16 protein-coding genes, 1 tRNA gene and 1 riboswitch are annotated in these 25,817 nt (G+C 73.6%); of the genes, 7 read left to right on the forward strand and 10 right to left on the reverse strand.

Annotation, left to right across the window (positions count from 1 at the left end):
- Positions 1 to 398 precede the first annotated feature (398 nt).
- On the reverse strand, positions 399 to 947 hold the full coding sequence (locus tag AB0I06_RS25735) for a MarR family transcriptional regulator (RefSeq protein WP_363121209.1): 549 nt from the start codon (positions 945 to 947) through the stop codon (positions 399 to 401).
- A 122-nt stretch (positions 948 to 1,069) separates the two neighbouring features.
- On the opposite strand from AB0I06_RS25735, the gene AB0I06_RS25740 reads away from it, so the two are divergent.
- Positions 1,070 to 2,332: an MFS transporter gene (locus AB0I06_RS25740; RefSeq protein ID WP_363121351.1), complete on the forward strand. Its 1,263-nt coding sequence runs from the start codon at positions 1,070 to 1,072 to the stop codon at positions 2,330 to 2,332.
- A gap of 12 nt (positions 2,333 to 2,344) precedes the next feature.
- On the opposite strand, the gene AB0I06_RS25745 is transcribed toward AB0I06_RS25740, so the two are convergent.
- A complete protein-coding gene (locus AB0I06_RS25745) occupies positions 2,345 to 4,015 on the reverse strand; it encodes a SpoIIE family protein phosphatase (RefSeq protein WP_363121210.1) in 1,671 nt (556 codons plus the stop codon).
- A gap of 174 nt (positions 4,016 to 4,189) precedes the next feature.
- Complete coding sequence (locus AB0I06_RS25750; protein WP_363121211.1) at positions 4,190 to 5,569, reverse strand: NAD(P)/FAD-dependent oxidoreductase; 1,380 nt, start codon at positions 5,567 to 5,569, stop codon at positions 4,190 to 4,192.
- Between the two features lie 373 nt (positions 5,570 to 5,942).
- Between AB0I06_RS25750 and AB0I06_RS25755 the strand changes: the two genes are divergently transcribed.
- Both AB0I06_RS25755 and AB0I06_RS25760 read left to right on the forward strand, forming a co-directional pair.
- Positions 5,943 to 6,707: a helix-turn-helix domain-containing protein gene (locus AB0I06_RS25755; protein ID WP_363121212.1), complete on the forward strand. Its 765-nt coding sequence runs from the start codon at positions 5,943 to 5,945 to the stop codon at positions 6,705 to 6,707.
- Between the two features lie 200 nt (positions 6,708 to 6,907).
- Positions 6,908 to 8,887 carry a sigma-70 family RNA polymerase sigma factor gene (locus AB0I06_RS25760; protein WP_363121213.1) on the forward strand — a complete coding sequence of 660 codons (1,980 nt, stop codon included), beginning with the start codon at positions 6,908 to 6,910 and terminating at the stop codon, positions 8,885 to 8,887.
- Between the two features lie 13 nt (positions 8,888 to 8,900).
- Here the strand turns inward: AB0I06_RS25760 and AB0I06_RS25765 are convergent, their stop codons facing one another.
- Positions 8,901 to 12,191 (reverse strand): BTAD domain-containing putative transcriptional regulator, encoded by a 3,291-nt coding sequence (locus tag AB0I06_RS25765; RefSeq protein WP_363121214.1) that lies wholly within the window; start codon positions 12,189 to 12,191, stop codon positions 8,901 to 8,903.
- Between the two features lie 412 nt (positions 12,192 to 12,603).
- Positions 12,604 to 14,721 carry an asparagine synthase-related protein gene (locus AB0I06_RS25770; protein ID WP_363121215.1) on the reverse strand — a complete coding sequence of 706 codons (2,118 nt, stop codon included), beginning with the start codon at positions 14,719 to 14,721 and terminating at the stop codon, positions 12,604 to 12,606.
- A gap of 769 nt (positions 14,722 to 15,490) precedes the next feature.
- Between AB0I06_RS25770 and AB0I06_RS25775 the strand changes: the two genes are divergently transcribed.
- The 4 genes from AB0I06_RS25775 (at position 15,491) to AB0I06_RS25790 (ending at position 20,632) form a co-directional block, all read left to right on the forward strand.
- Positions 15,491 to 16,915: an MFS transporter gene (locus tag AB0I06_RS25775; RefSeq protein ID WP_363121216.1), complete on the forward strand. Its 1,425-nt coding sequence runs from the start codon at positions 15,491 to 15,493 to the stop codon at positions 16,913 to 16,915.
- 72 nt (positions 16,916 to 16,987) lie between these two features.
- Positions 16,988 to 18,193 (forward strand): L-2-hydroxyglutarate oxidase, encoded by a 1,206-nt coding sequence (gene lhgO, locus AB0I06_RS25780; RefSeq protein ID WP_363121217.1) that lies wholly within the window; start codon positions 16,988 to 16,990, stop codon positions 18,191 to 18,193.
- Between the two features lie 192 nt (positions 18,194 to 18,385).
- Positions 18,386 to 19,225 (forward strand): tRNA (guanosine(46)-N7)-methyltransferase TrmB, encoded by an 840-nt coding sequence (trmB, locus tag AB0I06_RS25785; RefSeq protein ID WP_363121218.1) that lies wholly within the window; start codon positions 18,386 to 18,388, stop codon positions 19,223 to 19,225.
- Positions 19,226 to 19,285: 60 nt separating this feature from the next.
- The gene (locus tag AB0I06_RS25790) at positions 19,286 to 20,632 is read left to right on the forward strand and encodes a PrsW family intramembrane metalloprotease (protein ID WP_363121219.1); all 1,347 of its coding nucleotides are present in this window, start codon (positions 19,286 to 19,288) and stop codon (positions 20,630 to 20,632) included.
- On the opposite strand, the gene AB0I06_RS25795 is transcribed toward AB0I06_RS25790, so the two are convergent.
- The 5 genes from AB0I06_RS25795 to AB0I06_RS25815 form a co-directional block, all read right to left on the reverse strand.
- Positions 20,629 to 21,573: an aldo/keto reductase gene (locus AB0I06_RS25795; protein WP_363121220.1), complete on the reverse strand. Its 945-nt coding sequence runs from the start codon at positions 21,571 to 21,573 to the stop codon at positions 20,629 to 20,631. The two genes, AB0I06_RS25790 and AB0I06_RS25795, sit on opposite strands and share 4 nt — an antisense overlap.
- A gap of 135 nt (positions 21,574 to 21,708) precedes the next feature.
- Positions 21,709 to 22,737 carry a M23 family metallopeptidase gene (locus AB0I06_RS25800; RefSeq protein WP_363121221.1) on the reverse strand — a complete coding sequence of 343 codons (1,029 nt, stop codon included), beginning with the start codon at positions 22,735 to 22,737 and terminating at the stop codon, positions 21,709 to 21,711.
- 11 nt (positions 22,738 to 22,748) lie between these two features.
- Positions 22,749 to 22,905, reverse strand: a riboswitch (cyclic di-AMP (ydaO/yuaA leader).
- A 299-nt stretch (positions 22,906 to 23,204) separates the two neighbouring features.
- Positions 23,205 to 23,278: transfer RNA gene (locus AB0I06_RS25805), tRNA-Met, on the reverse strand.
- Between the two features lie 54 nt (positions 23,279 to 23,332).
- Positions 23,333 to 24,565 (reverse strand): alginate lyase family protein, encoded by a 1,233-nt coding sequence (locus AB0I06_RS25810; RefSeq protein ID WP_363121222.1) that lies wholly within the window; start codon positions 24,563 to 24,565, stop codon positions 23,333 to 23,335.
- Between the two features lie 96 nt (positions 24,566 to 24,661).
- Positions 24,662 to 25,792: a dihydrofolate reductase family protein gene (locus AB0I06_RS25815; RefSeq protein WP_363121223.1), complete on the reverse strand. Its 1,131-nt coding sequence runs from the start codon at positions 25,790 to 25,792 to the stop codon at positions 24,662 to 24,664.
- Positions 25,793 to 25,817: the final 25 nt, after the last annotated feature.

Genomic DNA, 25,817 nt, shown 5'->3' on the forward strand with positions numbered 1-25,817 from the left:
CCGATCCGATTTCCTCGGTGCTTTCCAGGTTCTCGCTCTCGCGTTTCCCTTTCCGGCGGTTCCGACTCTATCAGATCCTTTCGGGCCTGATTCCCAGTCAGCGGGAGTTGTCTTTGCGGCTGTTGGGCCGTTCCGACGTCCCCAACCTTAGCGCGCCCTCTCGGTGATCCCAAATCGAAGCCATTCGGAGTCGATCAGATCGTCGAGTCCCCATTCGAATTGAATTCGGGCGTGCCGAAATCAATCCCGTTGGGAGGTCGAGCTGGTGGTTTGGGTGCCGCTGCTGCGGCGGAAGTGCTGTCGAAGAACCGTTACGGCTCTGCGGCAACCCGAAGAACTCTACGGATCCGTCCGGGGGCTGTCAAGCAGCCCCTGTCAAGATCTTTTCGGCCCGGGCGTCAGTCCAGGTCGGTGAGGCGCCCGCCGGCGTCCGGCTGGGCGTGCTCGACCCGGCGCAGCAGGCGGGTGAGCACTTCGCCCAGCGCCGTGCGCTCCTCGGGGGTCAGGTCCTGGAGCAGGTCCTCCTCGAAGACCGTCGCCAGGCGCATCGCCTCCAGCCACTTCTCTCGCCCCTCCGATGTCAGCTCCACGATGACGCGGACGCGGTTCGACTCGTCTCGCTCACGGGTCACCAGAGATTCGGCGACCATGCGGTCGATCCGGTGGGTCATCGCGGCCGGGGTGAGGCCGAGGCGCTTGGCGAGGTCACTCGGGCCCAGGCGGTAGGGCGCCCCGGAGAGGACGAGGGCCTTGAGGACCTCCCACTCCGCGTTGCTGATGCCGAGGGCCGAGGTCTGGCGGCCGTAGGCGACGTTCATCCGGCGGTTCAGGCGTGAGAGGGCCGAGACGATCTGCTCGACCTGGGGGTCGAGGTCCTGGAACTCGCGCTGGTACGCGGCGATCTGCTCTTCGAGGGTCGGCTCGCTGGGGCCGGGGGTGTCGCCCATGGGCGCAGTATGGCACGGCCCTTCTTTGCCTTGAAGTCCTTGGGTATGTACTCTTTAGCTTCGAACTTTAGCTTCGAAGTCTTCACTCCTAACTCGTGAGAGAGGTGAACGTGACCAGGGCGATGGGCGCAGCGATGCGCCGGATTCACGTGGGCAACGCACTCAGTGCTTTCGGGCTCGGCTTCACGGTCCCGTACCTGTACGTCTATGTGGCGCAGGTGCGAGGTCTCGGGGCCATGACGGCAGGGCTCGTGCTCGCCGTCTTCGCTGTGGCGGCGCTGGTCGTGCTCCCGTTCGCCGGGCGGGCCATCGTCCGGCGCGGCCCGCTGCCGGTGCTGCTCACCGCCCTGGTCACCGCCGCTCTGGGGGCGCTCAGTCTGGGGGTCGCGAGCAGCGCGGCGGCCGTGCTGGTGTCGGCCTCGCTGCTGGGGGCCGGGCAGGCCGTGATGCAGCCGGCGCTGGCGACGATGATCGTGGACTGCTCGTCGGCCGAGACGCGGTCGCGTGCCTTCGCCATGCAGTTCTTCCTGCAGAACCTCGGGCTCGGCGTCGGTGGTCTGATCGGCGGGCATCTGGTCGACACCAGCAGTGCCGCCTCCTTCACTCTCCTCTTCGCGATCGAGGCGGCGATGTTCCTGCTGCTGGTCGTGGTGATGGTGACCGTGCGGATGCCGCACGCCCCGCGGATCGGGGACGCCCCCGCGGCCGGGCGGGGCAGCTGGAAGCAGCTGATGGGCAACCGCGCCATGGTGCAGCTGTGCGTGCTGGGCTTCGTGCTGTTCTTCGCCTGCTATGGGCAGTTCGAGTCCGGGCTGAGCGCGTACGGCGTCGAGGCGGCGGGGATCTCGACGTCCGCGCTGGGAACGGCGCTGGCCGCCAACACGCTGATGATCGTCGTGGCGCAGTTCGCCGTGCTGCGGTTCGTGGAGCGGCGCCGGCGGTCGCGGGTGATCGCCGCCGTGGGGCTGATCTGGGCCGTGGCCTGGGCCGTCGCGGGGTACGCGGGGCTCGGGCACGGGAGCCAGGAGATGGCGACGGCCGCGTTCGTGGCGACGTACGCGCTGTTCGGGCTGGGTGAGGCGATGCTGTCGCCGACCGTGGCCCCGCTGGTGGCGGATCTCGCGCCCGAGGGCATGGCGGGGCAGTACAACTCCGCCTTCGCCCTGGTCAAGCAGCTCGCGCTGGCCGTCGGGCCGGCGGTGGGCGGGCCGCTGGGGGCTTCGCTGCACGCGCCGTACATCGCGGCGTTCCTGGTGTTCTCGCTGGGGATCACCGTGCTGGCCGTGCGGCTGGGGCGGCGGCTGACCGAGGCGCAGGACCAGCCGTGGCTCGGCAGGAGCCGGGTCGTGGCGCGGGGTGGCGCGCCCGTTTCCGCGGACGTCTGATCCCGCTCCCCTCTAGGTGACCGGTGTGCGCGGCAGGGCGAACTCGCACCAGACCGCCTTGCCGCCGCCGGGGGTGCGGCGGCAGCCCCAGTTCGACGCGATCGTGGCGACGATGGCGATGCCACGGCCCGATTCGTCGCCCGGTTCCGCGCGGCGGCGTCTGGGGAGGTGGTCGTCGCCGTCCGTGACCTCGATGATCAGGCGTCTGTCCGTGCGGCGCAGGCGCAGTCGCATCGGCGGGGTGCCGTGCTGGAGGGAGTTGGCGACCAGTTCGCTGGTCGCCAGGACGCCCAGGTCGTGCAGGTCGGCGGGGAAGCGCCAGCTGGTCAGGACACCGGAGGCGAAGGCACGCGCGCGGGGGGCCGCTTCCACACCGCCCAGGAGTTCCAGCGCGGCGTTGCGGAAGAGCTCGCTGTCCGCTCCCGTGCGCGCGGGGTGCTGGAGGACCAGCACGGCCACGTCGTCGTCGTGGTCGGGGGTCACGCCCGCGGAGCGGACCAGGCGGTCGCAGACGACCTGGGGGGTGCCGGTGGCGCCGGCCAGGGCGCGTTCCAGGGCGGCGATGCCCTCGTCCAGGTCCGCGTCGCGGCGCTCCACCAGGCCGTCCGTGTAGAGGACGGCCGTGGAGCCCGGGGCGAGGGGGATCGAGCCCGAGGTGTGCATCCAGCCGCCGGTGCCGAGCGGCGGTCCTGTGGGCTCCTCGGCGCGCAGCACCGTGCCGTTCTCGTCGCGGACGAGGATCGGGAGGTGGCCCGCGGAGGAGTAGATCAGCTTGCCCTCGTTCGGGTCGTGGATGGCGTACGCGCAGGTGGCGATCTGGTTGGCGTCGATCTCGGCCGCCAGGCCGTCCAGGAGCTGGAGGACCTCGTGCGGGGGGAGGTCGAGACGGGCGTAGGCGCGCACCGCGGTGCGGAGCTGGCCCATGACCGCCGCGGCGCGGACGCCCCGGCCCATGACGTCGCCGATGACCAGGGCCGTGCGGCCGCCGCCCAGGGTGATGACGTCGTACCAGTCGCCGCCGACCGCGGCTTCCGTGCCGCCGGGGTGATAGGTGGCGGCGATGCGCAGGTCGTCGGGTTCTTCGAGCTCCTGGGGGAGCAGGGACCGCTGGAGGGTGACCGCCGTCTCGCGCTGGCGGCGTTCGCTGGCGCGCAGGCGTTCGGCGGCCTCGGCGTGGTCGGTGACGTCGGTGGCGAAGACCAGGACGCCGCGGCCCTCACTGCCGCCCTTGCCGTCGCCCGGGGCGACCGGGGTGCAGGTGAAGGTGTAGGAGCGGCCGTCGGGGGCCTTGCGGGACTTGACCGTGCGCGGTTTTCCGCTGCGCTGGACCTGGTCCAGGAGGGAGAACAGGCCGAGGGCGTCCAGCTCGGGGAGCGCCTCGCGGGCGCGTTCTCCCAGCGGGCGTACGCCGAAGGCGCTGGTGTAGGCGTCGTTGACGTAGGCGATGCGGTGGTCGGGGCCGTGGACCAGGGCGACGAGGGAGGGGACGCGGTCGAGGACCTCACGCACCCGCAGTTCGTCGACGGCGGGTACGGACGGTGTCTCGTCGGTCAGTTGTTCGGCACGGGCGGCGGGTACGGATGAGCTTTCCCCCCGCCGGTCCGGGGAGGCCGTCTGCTCGGTCCGCGCTGCGGCGCGGCGCTGCGTTCCGGGGAGCCGGGCGCTCCAGCGCGTGAAGTTCACGAATCCTTGCCTCGTGTAGTGGTCGGCGGCCGGCACCGGAACCGGCCGGGGCCCCGGAGGGCCCGCACCGGGGCGCGCGGTGGCGTGCCCGTGGTGGTGGACCAGTCTGGCAGGGCGCGGACCGGACCGACATCCGTCAGACGCCGGGCCGGCCGGAGGAGTTCCTGGGTCCGGTCAGGACGACCCCTTCGGGTTGTGCGGGGGGTCGTGAGAAGGCTTTCCACCGGCCGCGAGTTCGAACTCCGCCCGGGGGTGTTCGAGTGAACCCAGGGAGACGATCTCCCGTTTGAACAGGCCGGCCAGGGTCCATTCGGCCAGCACGCGCGCCTTGCGGTTGAAGGTGGGCACGCGGCTGAGGTGGTAGGCCCGGTGCATGAACCAGGCGGGGTAGCCCTTGAGCTTGCGTCCGTAGACATGGGCGACGCCCTTGTGCAGGCCAAGGGAGGCGACCGACCCGGCGTAGGAGTGGGCGTACGTCTCCAGGGGCTCGCCGCGCAGCGCGTGCACGATGTTGTCGGCGAGGACCTTGGCCTGGCGCACCGCGTGCTGGGCGTTGGGCGCGCACTCGCGGCCCGGTTCACCGGCGGTGACGTCGGGGACGGCGGCGGCGTCTCCCGCCGCCCACGCGTGCGTGGTGCCGTCGACCGACAGTTCCGGTGTGCACCTCAGGCGTCCGCGGTCGTTGCGCGGCAGGTCGGAGGCGGCGAGCACGGGGTGGGGTTTCACGCCGGCCGTCCAGACGACCGTACGGGTGGGGAAACGAGCCCCGTCGCTGAGGACGGCGACCCGGTCGGCGCAGGACTCCAGGCGGGTCTCCAGACGGACGTCGATGTTGCGGCGGCGCAGTTCGGTGACGGTGTAGCGGCCCAGTTCCTCGCCGACCTCGGGCAGGATGCGGTTCGAGGCCTCGACGAGGATCCACTTCATGTCCTCGGGGCGGACGTTGTGGTAGTAGCGCGCGGCGTAGCGGGCCATGTCCTCCAGCTCGCCGAGGGCCTCCACACCGGCGTAGCCGCCGCCGACGAAGACGAAGGTGAGGGCCGCGTCGCGGATCGCGGGGTCGCGGGTGGAGGAGGCGATGTCCATCTGCTCGATGACGTGGTTGCGCAGGCCGATGGCCTCCTCCACGGTCTTGAAGCCGATGCCGTGGTCGGCCAGGCCCGGGACCGGCAGGGTGCGCGAGACGGAGCCGGGGGCGAGGACGAGCTGGTCGTAGGCCAGCCTCCGGCCGCCGGTGCCCTCCTCCTCGGTGGCGAGGGTGGTGACGGTGGCGGTGCGTTTCGCGTGGTCGACGGCGGTGGCCTCGCCGATCAGGATCCGGCAGCGGTGCAGGACGCGGCGCAGCGGTACGACGACGTGGCGCGGTGAGATGGCGCCTGCGGCGGCCTCGGGGAGGAACGGCTGGTAGGTCATGTACGGGTCGGGGGTGACGACGGTGATCTCCACGTCGCCGCGGTCCAGTTCCCGTTTCAGTCTGCGCTGCAGGCGCAGGGCCGTGTACATCCCGACGTAGCCGCCACCGACAACGAGAATGCGCGCACGTTCCTTCACCATCCCATGACGCACCCGTCGCTTGCGTTTGTCCACAGCCCCGACAAATTGTGTGACCGGAGCGGGGGCGCGCGCCGACTTGGCCGGATTAGCGAGGTGCGGCTCGTTCCCGCAGGTCAGAAGGGGTGGTGCGAGGGACGCGCGGGGGAACATTCGGGACGTATGCGGCCCGTACTCCGATCGGTGGGCGCTCCGTGCGGAACCTGCCCCTTCTGAATTGACTCCCTCTCAACTATGTTCGTGTGTCGACGGGGTGTAGGGGGATGCGCTCACCGGGGTCCGCGACGGGCGGGCCGCGGGACCGGGGCGCTTCTCCGTCCCGTCATCGAATGGCGGGGAGTCTCCGGGGGGAGACGTCATTACCGGGGGAATACTTATGCATGTTCAGGACTCTCATTGGTCGCCCGCGTCCGCTGTGGCGCCGGGCGGCATGACGATGAGCGCGGCGGGCAACGGACGCGACGTGTCGCGGACGACACCGCTGCGCGTGGACGCTCAGCGCAATCTGGAACACGTGCTGCGTGCGGCGCGCGAGGTCTTCGGCGAGCTGGGGTACGGCGCGCCCATGGAGGACGTGGCGCGACGCGCGCGGGTCGGCGTGGGCACGGTGTACCGGCGGTTCCCGAGCAAGGACGTCCTGGTGCGGCGGATAGCCGAGGAGGAGACCTCCCGGCTGACCGACCAGGCGCGTGCGGCGCTCGGGCAGGAGGACGAGCCGTGGTCGGCGCTGTCGCGCTTCCTGCGGACGTCGGTGGCCTCCGGCGCCGGGCGGCTGCTGCCGCCGCAGGTGCTGCGGGTCTCCGTCGAGGACGGCGGGGCCGGCCCGCGGGTGCCGCAGCAGCGGACCCAGCCGGGCGGGACGGAACTGCGGCTGGTGCCCGACCAGCCGGTCGCGGTCGCTCCGGTGCCCGCGGTCGCGGCCGACGACGACGCCGGGACGTCGGCGCTGCTCGAGGTCGTGGGCCAGCTCGTGGACCGGGCGCGTGCGGCCGGTGAGCTGCGGGCGGACGTGTCGGTGGCGGACGTGCTGCTGGTGATCGCCACAGCCGCGCCCTCGCTGCCGGACGCGGCGCAGCAGGCGGCCGCGTCGGCCCGGCTGCTGGACATCCTGCTGGAGGGTCTGCGCTCGCGACCGGCGTGAGCCACCGGGGTCCGGGCCGATCCGGCCCGGGCCCGCACCAAAGCGGGAGCATTCCCCGAACGAGTGGCGGTTAGTACTGCCGTGCGACAAGTCCCCACGGATGAGTGATGGTCCGGTCTGCGGGGTTCTGACGAAAAGCCAATATGGCACGCTGACCCGGTGGTTCGGACGGATGGGGCGGCTGCCGGGGGCTTTCCGCGATGAGCGTTGATGGGCGGGACGAGTCGGGCGGCAGCGCCGGCGGCGACGCGACGACCGGCGGTCCGGTTCCGCCGCAGGTGCCGAGCCAGGGCGGACGCGCGAGCGTGCCGCTCGGCGGGCATCCCGCCGACGGCTCGGTCCCGGCCCAGCGCGACCGGAGCGAGGATGGCGTTCTGCCGCCTCCGCGCGAGCTGCCGCCGTCCGACGCCGACCTCATCGACCGGATGCGCTCCGGCGACGACACGGCGTACGAGGAGCTGTACCGGCGTCATGCGCAGGCCGTGCGCCGGTACGCCCGCACCTGCTGCCGTGACGCCCACACCGCGGACGACCTGACCGCCGAGGTCTTCGCCCGGATGCTCCAGGCGGTCCGCGGCGGATCGGGCCCCGCCCACGCCGTGCGCGCGTACCTGCTCACCTCCGTCCGGCGCGTCGCCGCCTCCTGGACGAGGTCGGCGCGGCGCGAGCAGCTCGTCGACGACTTCTCGGTGTTCGCCGCCCAGTCCGCCCGCGGCTCCGACGTGTCCGACGACGACACGCTCGAACTGGGCGCGGACGTACGGGCGATGCACGAGGCCGAGCACTCCATGGCCATGCGGGCCTTCCGGTCGCTGCCCGAACGCTGGCAGGCCGTGCTGTGGCACACCGAGGTCGAGGACGAGTCACCCAGCGAGGTCGCCACCCTGTTCGGGCTGGACGCCAACGGCACGCGAGTGCTCGCCAGCCGGGCCCGTGAGGGCCTCAGGCAGGCCTACCTCCAGGCCCATGTCAGCGCCACCCTCACCGGCGACGAGGAGTGCGCCCGCTTCGCCGACCAGCTCGGCACCTACGCCCGGGGGCGGCTGCGCACACGGGCCGAGCGGGGACTGCGCAAGCACCTCGACGAGTGCGCGAAGTGCCGGCTGGCCGCGCTGCAGATCGAGGAGGTGGCCGGCGGTATCCCGGCCGTCGTGCCGGTCGCGGTCATCGGCTGGTTCGGGGCGGCCGGCTATGCGAAGGCGGCCGGGCTCATCGCCGGGGGCGCCGGAGCGGCCGGTGCGGCGGGGGCGGCCGCGGCGGCGGGCGGCGGTACGGCCGGTGGAGCCGGAGGCGGGGGCGGGGGTGGCGCGGCGGGCTCCGAGGGGCTCGGCGCGCCGGTCAAGGCCGGTATCGCGGCCGGCGTGGTCGCCGTCGGTGTGGTGGCGGCGGTGGTGATGGCCCTGGCCGGCAGCGACGAACCGGGGCAAGAGGCCAGGAGCGCTCCTTCCGCCCCTCCGCCGCCGTCCTCGGTGGTGCGCCCCGGCGAGCCCACGCCCACGCCCTCCCCCTCACCGCCGAAGGCCGGCCCGCAGCCGCAGCCGCGGCCACGACCGCCGGGGATCCTGCCCGCCGGCGCCGCCACTCACGAGCCGACGCCGAGCCCCGCGACCAGCCCCCGTCCGGATCCGGCTCCGGACCCGGACCCCACCCCGACCCGGCGGCCGGCCCCGCCGCCCGCCTCCCCCGAGCCGGCCCCGCCCCCCGCTCCCGCCCCGAAGCCCACTCCCCCGCCGCCCCCGCCCGCACCCACCGTCTACCAGTGGAGCGACCTGTCGTACGACATCAGCGGTGACGGCACGAAGCCCGAGATGCGGATCGGTTCGAGCAGCTGGGTCTGGAAGCGGTCCGGCCTGTCGATCGGCGACCAGCGGTACGCGCACGGCGTCACCGTGCACGGCCGCTCCTCCGTCACCATCGACCTCAACCGCTCCTGCGCGTCGTACGACGCGCTCGTGGGGGTGGACGACATGACGCTGCGGCTGGGCAGGGTGCACTTCTCCGTCTGGGCCGACGGGGTCCGGCTGTGGCGGTCGCCGCTGGTGGAGGGCGGGGACACGGCCCTGCCCGTGCATGTGGACCTCACCGGCCGCAGCACGGTCCGGCTGGTGGTGGAACCGCGCAGCGCCCTCGACCACCTCATGCCGGTGGACTGGGCGCAGTCCCGGTTCACCTGCCGCTAGCGCAAGCGCAGGCTCACAGCGCCCGGCCGGTGGCGTACGCGCCGCACGCCTCCTCCAGCTCGCGCAGGACGTCCTCCGCCGTGAGGGCCGCGCCCCGGGCACGCTCCGCCTCGCAGCGGGCACGGCCCAGGGCGGCTCGCGCGGCGGACCCGGCCCGCTCCGCCTGGACACGCTCCGGCAGGGAGCGCGGGCGCCCGGCCCGCCAGTGGTCGCCGGTGCCGAGCAGTCTGGCCGCGCGCGGGAAGTCGCCGAGGTCGGCCAGCACCCCCGCCGCGCCGTCCACCACCGTGGCCCGGACGGCGTCCGAGCACCGCTTGTCCACGGCTTCGCGCAGGGACTCGGCCAGCTTGGGCAGTCCGGCCCGCGGGCCGGACTCACTCGCCGTGATCACGGCGTCGAGCAGGAGCAGCATCACCGCGAACTGGGGTGGCGGGGTGCCGATGACGGTGTTCGCGCGGGCCTCCTCGCACCACGCGCGCGCCCGGTCGACCTGCCCGTCCTCGAACGCCATCTGGGTACGCATCAGCAGGATGTACGCCTTGGAGTCCCGCACGCCGTACCGGTCGGCGGCGGCAGTGGCCTCGTCCAGCGAGGCCAGCGCGGCCTCCCGGTCCCCCGCGCGGTAGGCGATCTCGCCGAGCCGGGCGATCAGGAACGGCGACTCGGCGTAGGCGCCCACCTCGTAGGCCAGCCGCAGTGCCTCCTCGTACTCCCCCTTCGCGTCCTCGAAGCGGCTGCGGGCCATGGCGGCCTCTCCGGCCGCGCTGCACACCTGGGCGCGCAGCCAGCGGTCGCCCGTGCGGCGGCTGAGGATCCGCAGCTCGGCGAGGTCGTCGTCGACGCCCTCCAGGCCGCCGGGTCCGTCCACGACGGTGTGCGCGCGGAACATCAGGGCGACGGAGACCTCCCAGTCGCCGCCATACGTACGGCAGTTGGCGACGGCGGCGTCCAGGACGGCCCGGATATCGCGCTGGTCGCCCAGGAAGGCCGTGAGGATCGGGCAGACGAGCCCCGGGATCCGGGCCGCGTGCGGGCCGCTCTCGAAGTGGTCCCACACGCGCTCCATGTAGGGCCGCTGCTCCTCGACGAACGTCTCCATGGGCTCGGCTTCGGTCATGAAGAACAGATGCAGCATGCGCACATCCATCCGCAGGGCGTGCCGCGGATGCCCCGCCTCCCCGTCCGGCGCGGAGAGGAAATGCTCGATGTGGCCGGGCTGTTCCGGCTCGCCGCCCGGCGGCACACGGCCCGCGAGGTCCAGGGTCACGCCCAGCCGCAGCGTCCGCTCCAGCCACTCCAGGCCCTCGAGGCGGTAGTTGCGCAGCCACCAGAACCAGCCCATGGCCAGGGCGAGGGCAGCGGCCTCCTCCTCGTCACCGGCGGTGAGGGCCCGGTCGAGGGCCGCGCGGATGTTGTCCAGCTCGGTCTCCAGGCGGGACATCCAGGGCAGTTGCCCGGCGGAACGCAGCATCGGATCGGCCCGCTCGACGAGCGCACGCACCCACGCGCGATGCCGGACCTCGGCGGCGGCGCGCACCCGGGGGACGTCGGCGGCACGCTCGACCGCGTACTCGTGGATGGTCTCCAGCATCCGGTACCGCATGCCGCCGCCGTCGTCCGGGCACGGGGCCGCCACGACGAGGGACTTGTCGACGAGCGCCCCGATCAGTTCGGCGGCCGGCCCGGAGCACACCGCCTCGGCCGCCGCGAGGTCCCAGCCGCCCGCGAACACCGACACCTCGCGCAGCATCGTCCGCTCGGCGTCGTCGAGCAGGTCCCACGACCAGTCGACGACGGCCCGCAGGGTCTGCTGGCGGGGCAGGACCGTACGGCTCCCGGAGGTGAGGAGGCGGAAGCGGTCGTCGAGCCGGTCGGCGATCTGCCGGGGGGTGAGCATCCGCAGCCGGGCCGCGGCCAGCTCGATGGCCAGCGGCAGTCCGTCCAGCCGCCGGCAGATCTCCGCCACCGCCCGCTCGTCGCGGAGCACGGTGTCCGCGTCGGGACGGACGGCGGCGGCGCGCTCCGCGAACAGCCGGCGGGCGTGGTCCGGCCGCAGGGGCCCGACCGGACGCACCGACTCGCCCGGCACGCCCAGGGGTTCACGGCTGGTGGCCAGGACGGTGAGCCCCGGGCAGCGGGTCAGGAGGGTCTCTGCGAGGTGGGCGGCGGCGCCGATGACGTGCTCGCAGTTGTCGAGGATCAGCAGGAGGCTGCGCTGCGCGCAGTACTCGACGAGCAGGGCGAGGGGATCGTCCTGAACGGCGGTGAGCTCGCTGGTCACCAGCACGGTCTCGCGCAGACCGAGCGCGCTGACCACCGCTCCCGGCACCGCCTCGGGCCGGTCGAGCGGGGCGAGCTCGGCCAGCCGTGCCTGTGGGAGCCCGGCGGCGGCCTCCTCGGCGAGCCGGGTCTTGCCGGAGCCGCCCGGTCCGGTGAGCGTGACGAGCCGGGCCCCGCGCAGCTCGGAACGGATGGCGTCGATCTCGGGTTCCCGGCCGACGAATGAGGTCAGCCGGGGGCGGATGGCACCCGCGCGGGTGCGTACGGGCTCCGGCCTCGGGGGCGCCGGGCCCTTGCCGTCCTCCGGCGTGGAGGCGAGGAGTTCGGCGTGCAGGGCGCGCAGGCGGGGCCCGGGGTCGGTACCGAGGCCTTCGGCCAGGCGGCGGCGCGCGGTCTCGTACGCGGCGAGCGCGTCGGCCGCCCGGCCGCTGTCGCGCAGGGCCTCGATGAGCAGGGCGTGCAGCGGCTCGTCGTACGGGTGTACGGCGGTCAGTTCGCGCAGTTCCGGTACGACCTCCGGGCCGCGGCCGAGCCGTAGCCGGGCCTCCGCCCTGGCCCGGGTCGCCTCCAGGCGCCTCGCCTCCGGGCGGGCGGCGGCGGAACGGTCGGGCAGGTCGGAGAGGGCGGGGCCGTGCCAGAGGGCGAGGGCCGCGTCGAGGTGCCGTTCCGCTGCGGCGGGATCACCGCCGGCGAGGGCGTCCATGCCCTGCCGGACGAGGCGTTCGAAGACGAAGAGATCGATGTCGTCCGCGCCGGCGGCGAGCCGGTAGCCGCCCGTCTCCGAGGTGACGGCGTCCTTGCCGAGGGCTCTGCGGAGCCGGCCGACGAGAGCCTGGAGGGCGGCGGGGGGGTCCTGCGGCGGGTCGTCCGCCCAGACCTCGTCGATGAGCGTCTGAGGCGTGACGACGCGGGTGGGCCGCAGGGCGAGGGCGGTGAGCAGTGCGCGGAGCCGGGGGCCGCCGACGGGTACGACAGTGCCACGCTCGTCCTCTGCCGTGGTGACGCCCAGTATTCTGTACCGCACGGGGTCATTGTCGCGCGGGTGACGGTGCGGGTCAGGGGGTTTTCGGCGTGCGGGCCCACGGCCTCGGCACCGGGAGTCCGGATCCGTCGGCCGGTCCTCGGGGGCGCCGTGGCCGAGGTCGGCGCGGAGGAAGGAACGGGCCGGGCCGGAGCTGCCGTCGACAGCGGGCGACCCCGGCAGGGGCTGTGGTCCACGCCCACCCCCAGGGCCCCGTACATGCGCGGCCCGGCAGCGGTACCTCCGCGAGCTGTCGGCTTCGCGCGAGCGAGGACCCACTCGCACCGAGCGGGGACCCATCGCCCGCTCGTGGCGGCGCCCTCAGCGGCACGCGTGTCCGCAGCCGGGCGCTGCGGACCCGGCCCGCCACCCCGCGCTGAGGCAAGTGCGAGCACCCACAACCGCCGGGCGGTCGCTACACCCGCCGTCCTCCGCCGGCCCCGGCGCCCAACGCCCCCCGCTGCGGCGCGATTCCCGCCGGTACCGCGCGCTGTCTCGCCGGTGTCCCCGTCCAGCACGTGCCGCGCCGGGACAGCAGGCGGCGCAGCCACAGTTCCAGGGAGACCAGGTCGGCGAGGCCGTCCAGGGGGAGGGGTTCACCGGCCGCCGCGCCTCGCAGCGCCTTGCGGACCACCCGGGCCTCGACGAGGCCCGCCTCCGCCAGCAACGGGGTGTCGAACAGGGCGACCAGGGAGTCCGCCGCCACCCGCAGGCCCGTCCGCTCCGCGGCCGCCGCCGTCGCCTGGCTCGGGGCGCCCCAGCCGGGCGGCAACTCCCGTACCCCCGCCCCTTCCAGCACCGTGCGCAGGATCGCCGCCCGCGCCCCCGGCCGCACCCGCAGCGCTTCCGGCAGCGCCCGGGCCGCGCGGACGACCTGGTTGTCGAGGAACGGCGCGTGCAGCCGCTGGAAGCGGACCTCCGCGGCCTGCTCCAGCACCCGCAGGTCCGCCGCGTGCCGCGCCAGCGCCGCCCGCGCGCGGAAGTCACCGGGCCGCTGCCCTGGCCCCACCAGCTCCGACCGGTGCGTCGACGCCTGAAGGCGAACCGATACTTCAGCGAGCGCCTCACCGGTCAGCCAGCGCGCCGCCGGCCCGGGTCTCCCCCAGGTCAGCGCGGCGAGCGAGGCGTCCAGCGCGCCGCCGGGCGCGTCGAGACCGTCGTCGGAGCGCGGATCGAGGAGACGCTCGGCTAGAGACTGGAGGCCCGACCGGTACGGCGTACGGGACAACCGTCGCGCCGCCGCGTACACGCGCGCGGGCACCAGCACCGATCCGTCGGCCTTGGCCAGCGCGGCGACCGGCCGCACGAGATGACGCCGCCTGCGGTCCATCAGCAGGTCGGCCAGGCGCGCGGGATGCGCGTCCAGCACCTGGCGCGCCCCGTGGCCGGTGAAGTGGTCCGCGCTGCCCGCCGCCAGCCGGGCCCGGTGGCGCGCCGCCGACACCAGGCAGGGCCCGGGCTCGTCCGTCAGCGGCCCGTCCAGGTCGGCGTACGGAAGGGTGCCCTCGTCGCCCGCGACGACGACGTGGTGCAGCCGGGGGTTCGCCGCCAGCGCGCCCGCCCGCTCCAGTTCGGCCTCGCGGCCCCCGACGGCGAGGTCGTTGAACGTGACGGCCAGCAGCCGCTCCCCCGCGCCGGTGCCGTGCCCGAGCACCGTGCCCGGCATCCCGGGCAGCCCCGCTGCCAGCAGCGCAAGGGCCCCGGAGGCCGGCCCGCCGGACAGGTCGGCGCCGATCCCCGGCACGGGCATCCCCCGGGCGGCACGCCGCTCGGCGGGCCCCATGCCGGGTACGGGACCGGGGTCGATGTCCGCCCCGGGGACGTGCCGCGGCGCGGACAGCCGCGTCCGCACGGCTTCGACGAGCGCGTCGCGCACCGCGTCGACCGCGCTGTCGGGATCGGCCGGGGGCGCCGCCACGGCCAGCGAGGCGACCGGTTCGTACCCGGCGATCTCGCGCGCCCCGGCGCGCAGGATGAGGGCGTGCCCGGGCGGAACGCGCTTCACGCCGTCGTACGGCGTGGAGTCGTGCAGCGCGGCGGGGACGTCCGGCGCGGCCAGCAGAGCGGCGAGGTGCCCGAAGTCGAGGTTGGCCTCGACGAGGTCGGCCAGCGGCAGCGCGGCGGTCGCGTACGCCGTGCCGCCGGCCCAGGGCGTGTGGAACACCGGCCGCGCGCCCGCGAGATCGCCGCAGACGGTGATCCGCCTGCCGACCTGGACGATCGCCGTGTAACTCCCCGGCCAGGCGGTCAGATGCCGAAGTGCCCCGCCGCGCGCGGCGAACAGCGCCACGCGCAACTGCTCGTCGGTGGCGCCGCAGATGCCGAGCACGGCGATCCGGGTCCGCTCGTCGGCCTTCACGACCCGCACCTCGTCGGGACGCCAGTCGCCGACCGCCCACAGCGGATCGGGGTCACCCCACAGGAGTTGGGACCCCACCGGGTGCAGCGTCTCACCCTCGCCGCCGGTGGCCCCCGCCGTACCGGCAGCGACGGCTGCCGCGGCGGTGCTGCTCCATCCCACCAACCACCGCATCGCCGCCTCCACAGGCTGTGGACAACCAGTGCACCGTACGAACCGGTTCACCATGCTGCCATGAAGGAAGCGTTCCAGAGGGTGCCGACGCCGCTTGCGCTCCGGTGAATGCGCCCCGGCGGAGCCGCCCGCACCGCCCGGGCGCCCCGAACACCCGCGCACCACAAGGGGATCCGGGCGGCCGCGAAAGGCCGCGAAAAGGAAGAGGGGGCCAAGAATCAAGACGTGTCGGCGACATGTCTGTGAGAGGACTGCGACGCGAATGCGCCCCCGAAACGCGCCCTCATCACACCCGGTGCGCCCTCAACTGCCATGGTCGCAGCCCTGATACGCCCTGACCGGCAGGGTCGTTTTTCGGCCAAATCGCCATCGCGCAGCCAGCTTCGAACACGCTCCGTACAGGCTTGCCGGCCTGTCGCCCGGCCGCGCAGTCCGGGAGACGGAGCACGCCTCCCGGACCGGTCCGCCGCCCGCGGGGATGTAGGCGGCGGTGTCCCCCAGCCCACTGGATCCAGTACAGCGGGCCGACCCACGCGACGACCATGGAACCGCTCCCGCGATGGCCGGAGAAGAGCGCACGGACAGGCGCACGGCCACACAGTGGGAGCACGTCGCAACAGCCCGTATCTGAACCGCACTTCAGTACGGACCACAATCCCGCCAACCGGAAGAATGCCCCTTAACGCTTGGGATGCGGCGAACTACGCTGGGTTTACGAATGCCGCGTGGTTATGCCAGTGCGGCAGCCGTCTGTGTCGAGGGGTGGCGCATGTCCAGGGAGCAACGCGGGCCGAACGAAAAACTCGGCGCCGTTCTCGCCCTCGCGGGAATATCCAACGCGGGCCTAGCGCGGCGCGTCAACGACCTCGGAGCCCAGCGGGGCCTGACGCTTCGCTACGACAAGACGTCGGTGGCGCGCTGGGTGTCGAAGGGCATGGTGCCCCAGGGCGCCGCGCCGCACCTCATCGCCGCCGCCATCGGCCAGAAGCTCGGCCGGCCGGTGCCGCTGCACGAGATCGGCCTGGCGGACGCGGACCCCGCGCCCGAAGTCGGCCTCGCCTTCCCCCGGGACGTCGGCCAGGCGGTGCGCTCGGCAACCGACCTCTACCGCCTCGACCTCGCGGGCCGCCGGGCCGGCTCCGGGGGCATCTGGCAGTCGCTCGCCGGATCGTTCGCGGTGAGCGCGTACGCAACGCCCGCCTCACGGTGGCTGATAACCCCGGCCGACAGTTCGGTCGCGCGTGACGTGGGCCCCGGCGAGGGCTCCGGCGCACCGCTCAAAGTCGGCCACAGCGATGTGCAGAAGCTGCGGGAGGCCGCCGAGGACGCGCGGCGCTGGGACTCCAAGTACGGCGGCGGCGACTGGCGTTCGTCCATGGTGCCCGAGTGCTTACGGGTGGAGGCCGCCCCGCTGCTGCTCGGCTCGTACTCCGACGAGGTCGGCCGGGCCCTGTTCGGCGCCTCCGCCGAGCTCACCCGGCTCGCGGGCTGGATGGCCTTCGACACGGGCCAGCAGGAAGCGGCCCAGCGGTACTACATCCAGGCCCTGCGCCTGGCCCGGGCGGCGGCGGACGTCCCCCTCGGGGGCTATGTGCTGGCCTCCATGTCCCTCCAGGCCACCTACCGCGGCTTCGGCGACGAGGGTGTGGACCTCGCCCAGGCCGCCCTCGAACGCAACCGGGGCCTCGCCACCGCCCGCACCATGAGCTTCTTCCGCCTGGTCGAGGCCCGGGCACACGCGCGTGCGGGCGACGCCCATGCGGCCGGCGGCGCCCTGAAGGCGGCCGAGAGCTGGCTGGAGCGCGCCCGCCCCGGCGACAACGACCCGAGCTGGCTCGGCTTCTACGGCTACGACCGTTTCGCCGCCGACGCGGCCGAGTGCTACCGCGACCTCAAGGCGCCCCGCCAGGTCCGCCGCTTCACGGAGCAGGCCCTGTCGAAGCCGACGGAGGAGTTCGTCCGCTCGCACGGCCTGCGCCTGGTCGTCTCGGCCGTCGCCGAGCTGGAGTCGGGGAACCTGGACGCGGCGTGCGAGCAGGGGGTGCGGGCGGTGGAGGTGGCCGGGCGGATCTCCTCGGCCCGTACCACCGAGTACGTGAAGGATCTTCTGCACCGTCTGGAGCCGTACGGCGACGAGCCGCGGGTGGTGGAGCTCCGCGAGCGTGCGCGGCCGCTGCTGATGACCCCGGCGTAGCCGGTGCGGGTCTCCCGCCCGTCCCGCGTTTGAAGGCGTTGTCAGTGGCGCAGTGCAGTATCGAGGCGGGAGGTGAGATGCGTGCGGACCGCATACGACTGTGACGTGCTGGTGATCGGCGGCGGGATCGTCGGCCTGTCGACGGCCTACGCGATCACCCGCGCCGCGCCGGGCACACGTGTCACCGTCCTGGAGAAGGAACCGGGCCCGGCCCGCCATCAGACCGGCCGCAACAGCGGCGTCATCCACAGCGGCATCTACTACCGCCCCGGATCCCTCAAGGCGCGCTACGCGGTGCGGGGCGCGGCGGAGATGGTCAAGTTCTGCGCCGAGTACGGCATCCCCCACGCGATCACCGGCAAGCTGATCGTCGCCACCGACCGTGCGGAGCTGCCCCGCCTGCACGCCCTGGTGCAGCGCGGCCGGGAGAACGGGATCCCCGTCCGCGAGCTGGGCGCGTCCCAGATCGCCGAGTACGAACCGGAGGTCCGCGGCCTGGCCGCGATACACGTCGGCACGACGGGCATCTGCGACTTCGTCGCGGTCGCCCGCCAGCTGGCCCACGGCTCCGGCGCGGAGATCCGCTACGGCACGCGGGTCGTGCGGGTCGACCGGAGACCCGAGCGCGGGGTCGCCGTGCTCACGGCCGCGGGAGACGTCGTGCGCGGGCGGGTCCTGGTGAACTGCGCGGGGCTGCGGTGCGACGAGATCGCCCGGCTCACCGGGGACGACCCGGGCATGCGGATCGTGCCGTTCCGGGGCGAGTACTACGAGCTGGCCCGGCCGGAGCTGGTCCGGGGCCTGGTCTACCCCGTGCCCGACCCGGCGTTCCCCTTCCTCGGGGTGCACCTCACCCGGGGGATCGACGGGGGTGTCCATGTCGGGCCCAACGCGGTCCCGGCGCTGGCCCGCGAAGGGTACGGATGGGGCACGGTCCGGCTGCGCGAGCTGGGCTCGACCCTGGCCTGGCCCGGTTCCTGGAAGATCGCCCGCCGGCACTGGCGCTACGGGGCGGGTGAGCTGCGGCGGTCCCTGTCCAAGAAGGCGTTCACGGACGCGGTGGGCAGGCTGCTGCCCGGGGTGTCCGAGGGCGACCTGGTGCCGACGGCGGCGGGTGTGCGCGCGCAGGCGGTGCTGCGGGACGGAACCCTGGTCGACGACTTCCTGATCCGCGAGGGCGCCAGGACCGTCCACGTCCTCAACGCACCGTCTCCCGCGGCCACGGCCTCTTTGCCGATCGGCCGGGAGGTGGCACGCAGAGCGCTGGGCGCGCTGTGAGCGTGGTGCCCGGCGTTCCCGCCCGCGCCGGGTGGGTCCGCGGCCGGCGGAGCGGTTCTCCGAGCACCGGGACGCCCCGGCGCCCTGAGCGGCGCGATGACCCGCGGCCAGGGCGGGCGGACACCCCCGGGGCGGCCCGACTCTCACCGGCGCGCGGGCGCGAGCGTCCACGGCCGTAAAATCGAAGGCACTGTGTCTGACTCCGCGAACACCCCCGAAGCCCCGCACCCGCACCCGCACACCCCCGGTGTCCCCGTCCGGGACGGCCGGGCCAAGGGCGAGCCCCGCTTCCCCGACGGGCCGAAGGCCGACCCCGCCGGGTCGCACTTCGAGCGGCGGATCCGGAGTTTCCAGCCCCGGCGCAGCCGGGTCACCGCAGGTCAGGCGGACGCGCTCCAGCGCCTGTGGCCCAAGTGGGGCCTCGACATCGACGGCAGCCGCGTCCTCGACCTGGACGAACTGTTCGGCAACGACAACCCCGTCGTCCTGGAGATCGGCTTCGGCATGGGCGAGGCCACCGCCCGGATGGCCGCCGCCGACCCCGCCACGAACATCCTCGCCGTCGACGTCCACACCCCCGGCCAGGGCAACCTGCTCAATCTCGCCGACCGCGACGGCCTGTCCAACATCCGGGTCGCCAACGGCGACGCGATCATCCTGCTGCGCGAGATGCTCGCCCCCGACTCCCTCAGCGGTCTGCGCGTCTACTTCCCCGACCCCTGGCCCAAGAAGCGCCACCACAAGCGCAGGATCATCCAGCCCGATTTCCTCACCCTGGCCGCCACCCGCCTCCGGCCCGGCGCGATCCTCCACTGCGCCACCGACTGGGAGCCGTACGCCGAACAGATGCTCGATGTGCTGACGGCGCACCCCGACTTCGAGAACACGCAGGCCGACGGTGGTTTCGCGCCGCGTCCCGACTTCCGTCCGCTGACCCGTTTCGAGGGCCAGGGACTGGACAAGGGACATGTCGTGAACGACCTCCTCTTCCGTCGCGTACAGCACGTGGACCAGTCCCCCGCCGGCGCCTGACCCCCCTCTGGCGCCTCTCCCGCCTGCGGACAGCTCCCATCCGTCGTTAGGGTCAATGCCGTGGCCACCAGCCCTCCCCATCCGTCGTACCCCAGCGGTCCCACCGACGGCGCTCCCTTCGCCGGCCCGGGCGGCCCCCTGCGGCACGCCCACTGGTGGCAGCGCGCCTGGGTGCGCTACGGCGCGCTGAGCACGCTCCTGGCGATATCCGGCCTGGTCATCCTCGCCCTGGTCCGCGAGGAGACCGGCACGGAGGGGTTCCTGGTCGGGCTGGGACTGGCCGTCCTGCCGGTGCCCCTGCTGCTCGCCGCGTTCCGCTGGCTGGACCGCGTCGAACCCGGCCCCTGGCGGAACCTGCTGTTCTGCTTCGCCTGGGGCGCCTGCGCGGCGGCACTGATAGCGATCGTCGCCAACAGCTTCGCGACGAGATGGATAGCGACGGCGACGGCGGACCCGTCCAGCGCGGACACCCTCGGCGCGACGGTGATAGCGCCGGTGGTCGAGGAGTCGGCCAAGGCGGCCGCCGTCCTGCTGGTCTTCCTCTTCCGGCGCCGCGACTTCACCGGCATCGTCGACGGGGTCGTCGTCGCCGGTGTGACCGCCACCGGCTTCGCGTTCACGGAGAACATCCTCTACCTGGGCACGGCCTTCGGCACCGACCAGCTCACCGGCGGCACCGGCATCGCCTCCGTCACGGCGGCGACCTTCTTCGTGCGCATCATCATGTCGCCGTTCGCGCACCCGCTCTTCACGGTCCTCACCGGCATCGGCTTCGGCATCTGCGCGCTCTCGACGGACCGCCGACGCCTGCGGCGCGTGGTCTTCCCGCTGTGCGGCCTGCTGCTCGCGATGGGCATGCACGCGATGTGGAACGGCTCGTCGGCGTTCGGCGAGTACGGGTTCTTCGCCGTGTACGCGGCGTTCATGGTGCCCATCTTCGGGCTGCTGACGTGGCTGGTGATCTGGACGCGGCAGCGGGAGCTGAAGACCGTCCGGGCGGAGCTGCCCGCCTACGCGGTGGCCGGGTGGCTGACACCGGCCGAGCCGTACGCGCTCGGCTCGATGCGGGCCCGGCGGATCGCCCGCCGGTACGCCCGCCGCCACGCGGGCAAGACGGCGGCCCGGGAGGTGGCGCGGTACGAGGCGTACGCCACGTCGCTGGCGTTCCTGCGCCACCGGGCCCGGCGGGGCCGCGCCGGGGCCGGCTTCGCCGTACGGGAGCAGGAGCTGCTCGGCGAGCTGTGGCGGCGCCGGGAGGCGGCCCGCCCCGCGCTGGACCACGCGGCACGGGTCACGGCCCCTCCGGTCCCGGTGGCGCCGCCGCCCTGGCCCGTGCACGGGGTGTACGGGCAGGGGTACGGCTACCGGGCGGCGCCGTACCCGGCGTACAACCCCTACCGCTCTTAGGCAGACGCCTCCGTGAGGCGGGCGACCTCGGCGTCCGTGAGCGTCAGCTCGCCGACGCCCACCAGGGCGGGCAGCTGCTCCACCGTCCGCGCGGAGGCGATCGGCGCCACCACGGTCGGCTGCGCGGCGAGCCAGGCCAGGGCCACCGTCGCCACGGGCACGTCGTGCGCCCCGGCGACCTCGTCGAGGGCGTCGAGCACCCGGCGCCCCCGCTCGGTCTCCAGATGTTTGGCGGCACCGCCCGCCCGGGCGCTCTCGACCGTCGTGCCGGGCCGGTACTTGCCGGTGAGGAAGCCGGACGCGAGCGCGTAGTACGGAACGGCCGCGAGGCCGGACCGCTCGGCCAGGTCCTGGAGGGCGCCCTCGTAGGTGTCGCGGGAGACCAGGTTGTACTGGGGCTGGAGGGCCACGTACCGGGCGAGTCCCTCGCGGTCGGAGAACTCCAGGGACTCCCGCAGCCGCTCGGGGGAGATGTTGGAGGCGGCGATGTGCCGCACCTTCCCGGCCTTCACGAGTTCGTCGAGGGCGCCGATGATCTCCTCGACGGGCACGTCGGGCCGGTCGAAGTGCGTGTAGTAGAGGTCGATGTGGTCGGTGCCGAGGCGGCGCAGGGAGGCGTCGGCCGCGGCCTTGATGTTGGCGGCGGACAGGCCCTGGAAGTCGGGGTGCTGGCTGACCTTCGTGGCGACGATCACGTCGGAGCGGTTCCCGCGTGCCGCGAGCCACTGGCCGAGGATGGTCTCGGATTCCCCGCCCCGGTTGCCCTCGGCCCACGCCGAGTAGACGTCGGCGGTGTCGACGAAGTTGCCGCCGGCGGCGGTGTAGGCGTCGAGGACGGCGAACGACCGGTCCTGGTCGGCGGTCCAGCCGAAGACGTTGCCGCCGAGGGCGAGGGGGAAGACCTCGAGGTCGGAAGAGCCGAGCTTGCGCAGAGAAGTCATGCTCCGTGTCAACGCCCGTACAGGAATGCCTGATTCCGCAACGGACGCAAAGTTCCCGTAAACACGGAGAACCGGCGGCCCTGACGTCGGGGGGTCGTCGTCAGGGCCGCCGGTGTTTCCACGGGTGTGGACCGCTCAGGGGGTGAGTCCCTTGCCCCGCAGCCACGCCATGGGGTCGATGCCGCTCGCGGATCCGGCGGAGTGGACCTCCAGGTGGAGGTGCGCGCCGGTGACGTTGCCGGTGGCGCCCACGCGGCCGATGACGTCGCCGGTGCTGACCTTCTGGCCGACGCTGACGCCGATGGAGGACTGGTGCGCGTACCAGATCTCGGTGCCGTCATCGAGGGTGAGGACGGTCTTGTAGCCGTAGGAGCCGTTCCAGCCGGCCTCGGTGATGGTGCCGCTGTGCACGGCCTTGATCGGCGTGCCCGTGGGCGCGGCGAAGTCCAGGCCCGTGTGGTAGCCGGAGGACCAGTAGGCGCCTGCCTGGCCGAAGCTGGAGGTGATGGTGTACGAGGAGGTCGGCAGCGTGTACTGCTTGGCGAGGGCGGCGAGCCGCTCGGCCTCGGCCTTCTTCCTGGCCTCCTCCTCCGCCTTCTTCTTGGCTTCGGCGGCCTTGGCCTTGGCTTCCTTCTCCGCCTTGGCGACGGCCTCTGCCGCTGCCTTCTCGGCGGCGGCCGCGGCATCCTGCGCGGCCTTGGTCTCGATCTGCTCCTGCTGGTGCTCGACCTGCGCCATGATCCGGGCGCGCAGCGCCTCGCCGGCGCCGGAGGTGCTCTCCTCGGGGTCCGCCGTGGCGGTGCCGAGGCTGCTGAGCGGGGTTGCGGAACCCTCGGGGGTGTCGTCGTCCGAGATGAGGGAACCCACCGAGGGCAGGTCCGGCACGGAGATGGACACCGGGGGCTTGCCGGTCTGGGCGCTGGCCATGCCGCCGGCGCCCACGGCGGCTATGACGCCGACGCCCAGGACGGTGGAGCTGCGGGCGAGACCTCCGCCGCGCTGCTTGGTGACGCGGTGCCGGCCACGGACGGGACGGATGGACTCCTCGGTGGGGTTCCACTCCTGGAACGGGCCCTCGTCGGTGCGCTGACCGCCGTAACCGAAGGTGTCGGTGTCGCGCTTCTGCGCGAACGGGGCCGCGGGGGCAGGCCGGTTGGACGCCACGTGGGCGTGCTCCTTTCCTTCCTTCTCGCCTACCGGGTTAGCTGACGGGTTCGGAGCAGGAAGGTCTCCTACGCGCGTATACCCGCCGTGCTTCCACGGTGGTATCCGCCCGATTCACCCCAAGTGGTGGTTCCCCGGTTCCCTTTCGGGATTCGGCGCGTGCGCACGGAGCCGCCTTCTGTGACGGCTGGGACGACCGCGCTGCGTTATCGAACGTTAATAGACGCACGAGGGGTATTCCAGCGATTCCACTTGATCATTAACCTTTTTCACGCGGACTTACCTGCCATGACCGGCTTAAATCGGGCGAGTTGACCACCTCGCAAGTGACTGACGGGTTTTGACGGTGTGTCAGTTGTGATGCGGAACGGGGTGGTTCGCTCACCGAGCGTGAGGGCCTCCGTGAGACCGTCCTGGAAAAGCACCGAGGGCCGGAACCCTTTCGGATTCCGGCCCTCGGCCTTCAGTAGCGGGGACAGGATTTGAACCTGCGACCTCTGGGTTATGAGCCCAGCGAGCTACCGAGCTGCTCCACCCCGCGTCGTTGTGATTCCAGTGTACGCCATCCGCGGGACAGCTCGTGCACACCCGTCGCTCAGCCGTCCGGGGCGCTCGCGTGGGTGAGGGTCTCCCAGGCGGTGAACAGGTCGTCGGTGCCGGTGGGCCGGGCCCGGACGGCCAGTTCGTGAGCGGCGGGGACGGGCCGGCCGCGCCGTTCCTCCAGATGGTGCAGGGCGACCTCCAGATGGGGTCCGAGACCCCGCTCGACCCGGCCGCCGCACAGCCACTCGGGTGCGTGCCCGTCCAGTTCGTGGCGGGCGTGCAGGGCGAGCGCGGCCGCCAGCCGGTCCTCGATCTCGCCGTAGAGGTCGACACCCTGGTGCCAGGCCGTCTCGGCGATGTGGGCGGTGGCGGCGAGCGAGGCACCCACGTGCCGGAAGCTGTGGCAGGTCTCCTGGGAGACGCCGTCCCGGTACGTGGTCTGGCCGAACCAGTACGAGGCCATCCGCTGCGGGCCGTCCACGCCGGAGCCGGGCACGGTGAGCGGCACGGGGCCGTCCTTCTCCAGGTAGAGGTAGGCGGGCACGCGCTCCCGGAAGCGCTCCAGGGCATGGCCGAAGACCCGGTGGTCGCCGAGGAATACCGCCACGGAGATGACGGCGTCGATCGCCACCAGGTCCCAGGATCCGGTGAAGTCCGGGTCGGAGGCGACGACTTGGGGGAGGTGGGCGGTGCGCAGCATGTCCTCGAAGCCGCGCACCCGCGCGGCCGGCCAGCCCCCGCCGGGTGTGTGCCGCACGATCTCGGCGGCCCGGGCCCACACCGACCCGGTCCAGCCGGCCTGCAACGCGGCCTTCTCCCCGGTGTGCCGGCGCAGCGTGGCCGCCCAGGCGTCCATGAGCTGCCTGGCCTTCTCCGCATGCCGCCGATCGCCGGTGGCGGCGAAGAGCAGGGCCTGCGCGTAGGCGGCCAGGGCGTCCTCGCGCTCCGCGGCGCAGCCGCGGCCCTGAAGGTCGCCGGCCGGGCAGACGACCGTCTCGTGCGGCCGGGCCCGGTGCCGGTACGAGCCGTACGGGCTGTCGCGCAGGGCGAGGTACGCCGTTCGCCAGGGCTGCCGCCCGGCGGTGACGTGCTCGCGCAGGGCGTCCAGCTGGGCCCGGTCGACGAGGACGCCGGGGTGGGTGAACGCGGCGTCGGAGGGCAGGACCGGGCCCATGGCACGGGTGCCCGGGCCGTCGGGCCGGCAGGAGGGGACGAGCAGGGCGAGCGCGGTGAGCAGCGGCAGCATGAGCAGTGCCGCCGTCCTTCGTCTGCGCGCTGACCCCATGGCCGCCGCCTCCGCGCTCGTCGTCCGGGTCCTTGGAGGCAGCGTGGCCCGGACGGCGGTGCGGACGCAGGATCTGTTGGGCCGATCGGCTCGCCCTCAGCCCGGCAGGTGGCGGTTCGGGGCCTTGGCCCGCTCCTCGTGCTCCGGGAGGACGACGACCTCCACCCCCGCGGCCGCGAGGAGGCCGCTGCCGTCGGCGTCCGTCACGAAGGTGTCCGGCTCGCGCCAGGCGGTGACGACCCGCCGCACGCCCGCGTCGAGGATCAGCCGGGCGCAGGGCGCGGGCCGGGAGGCGCGGCGGGCGCAGGGTTCCAGGCTGCTGTACACCGTCGCGCCGGGCAGGCGAGGGTCGGCCGCGTCGAGCTTGGCCAGGGCCGCCTCCTCGGCGTGCACGACCGGGTCGCCGGCCTCGCGGGAGTGGCCGCGGGCCAGTTCCGTGCCGTCGGCGGCGACCACGACCGCGCCCACGCTGAACGCGGTGTCCGACGGCGGGCAGTGCTCGGCCAGGTCGCAGGCGAGGGCCAGCCAGTGGTGGTCGGCGGCGGTGGGCAGGGCGCCGGTGCCCGGGGCGGTCGGTTCGTAGCGCATCAGGACGACGTCCTCGATCCGCCGTGTCTCCAGCAGCCGGAGCCGGCCGCCCTGGTAGCCGCCCGGGCCGAAGAGGCGGGGCGCCCGGGGGTCGCCCACGAAGAGCGGGGCGAGGACCAGCTGGAGTTCGTCGGCCAGGCCCTGGGTGAGGAGCTGGGTGTGGATCAGGCCGCCGCCCTCGACCATGAGCCGCCGCACGCCCCGGACGTCGTGCAGGTGCGTCAGGAGCCGCCGCCAGTCGAGGTCGGCGCCGAGCGGGACCACGTCGGTGGCGAGACCGAGGGCACGGGCGCGCTCGGCGCCCCGGTCGGTGGTGTAGAGGACCTTCTCGCCGCCGGTGTGCCAGAAGCGGGCGTCCGGGTCGAGGTCGCCCGAGCCGCTGACGGTGACCTTCAGGGGGTACTCCGGCTGTCCGGCGGCCGTGCGGGCGGCCCGGCGTTCCGCGGAGTTCACCAGGAGCCGCGGGTTGTCGGCGCGGATGGTGCCGGCACCGATCAGGATCGCGTCGACAAAGGCCCGGACCTCGTCGACCCGGTCGAAGTCGGCCGGGCTCGACAGCAGCAGGCGGTCGGGGCCGGTGTCGTCCAGGTAGCCGTCGAGGGAGACGGCGGCGGACAGCAGGACGTACGGGTGAGGCATCGACGCTCCGCGGCTGGTCGGGTCG

Origin of the sequence: Streptomyces sp. NPDC050674 (assembly GCF_040654575.1) — a bacterium.
Lineage (GTDB): Bacteria > Actinomycetota > Actinomycetes > Streptomycetales > Streptomycetaceae > Streptomyces.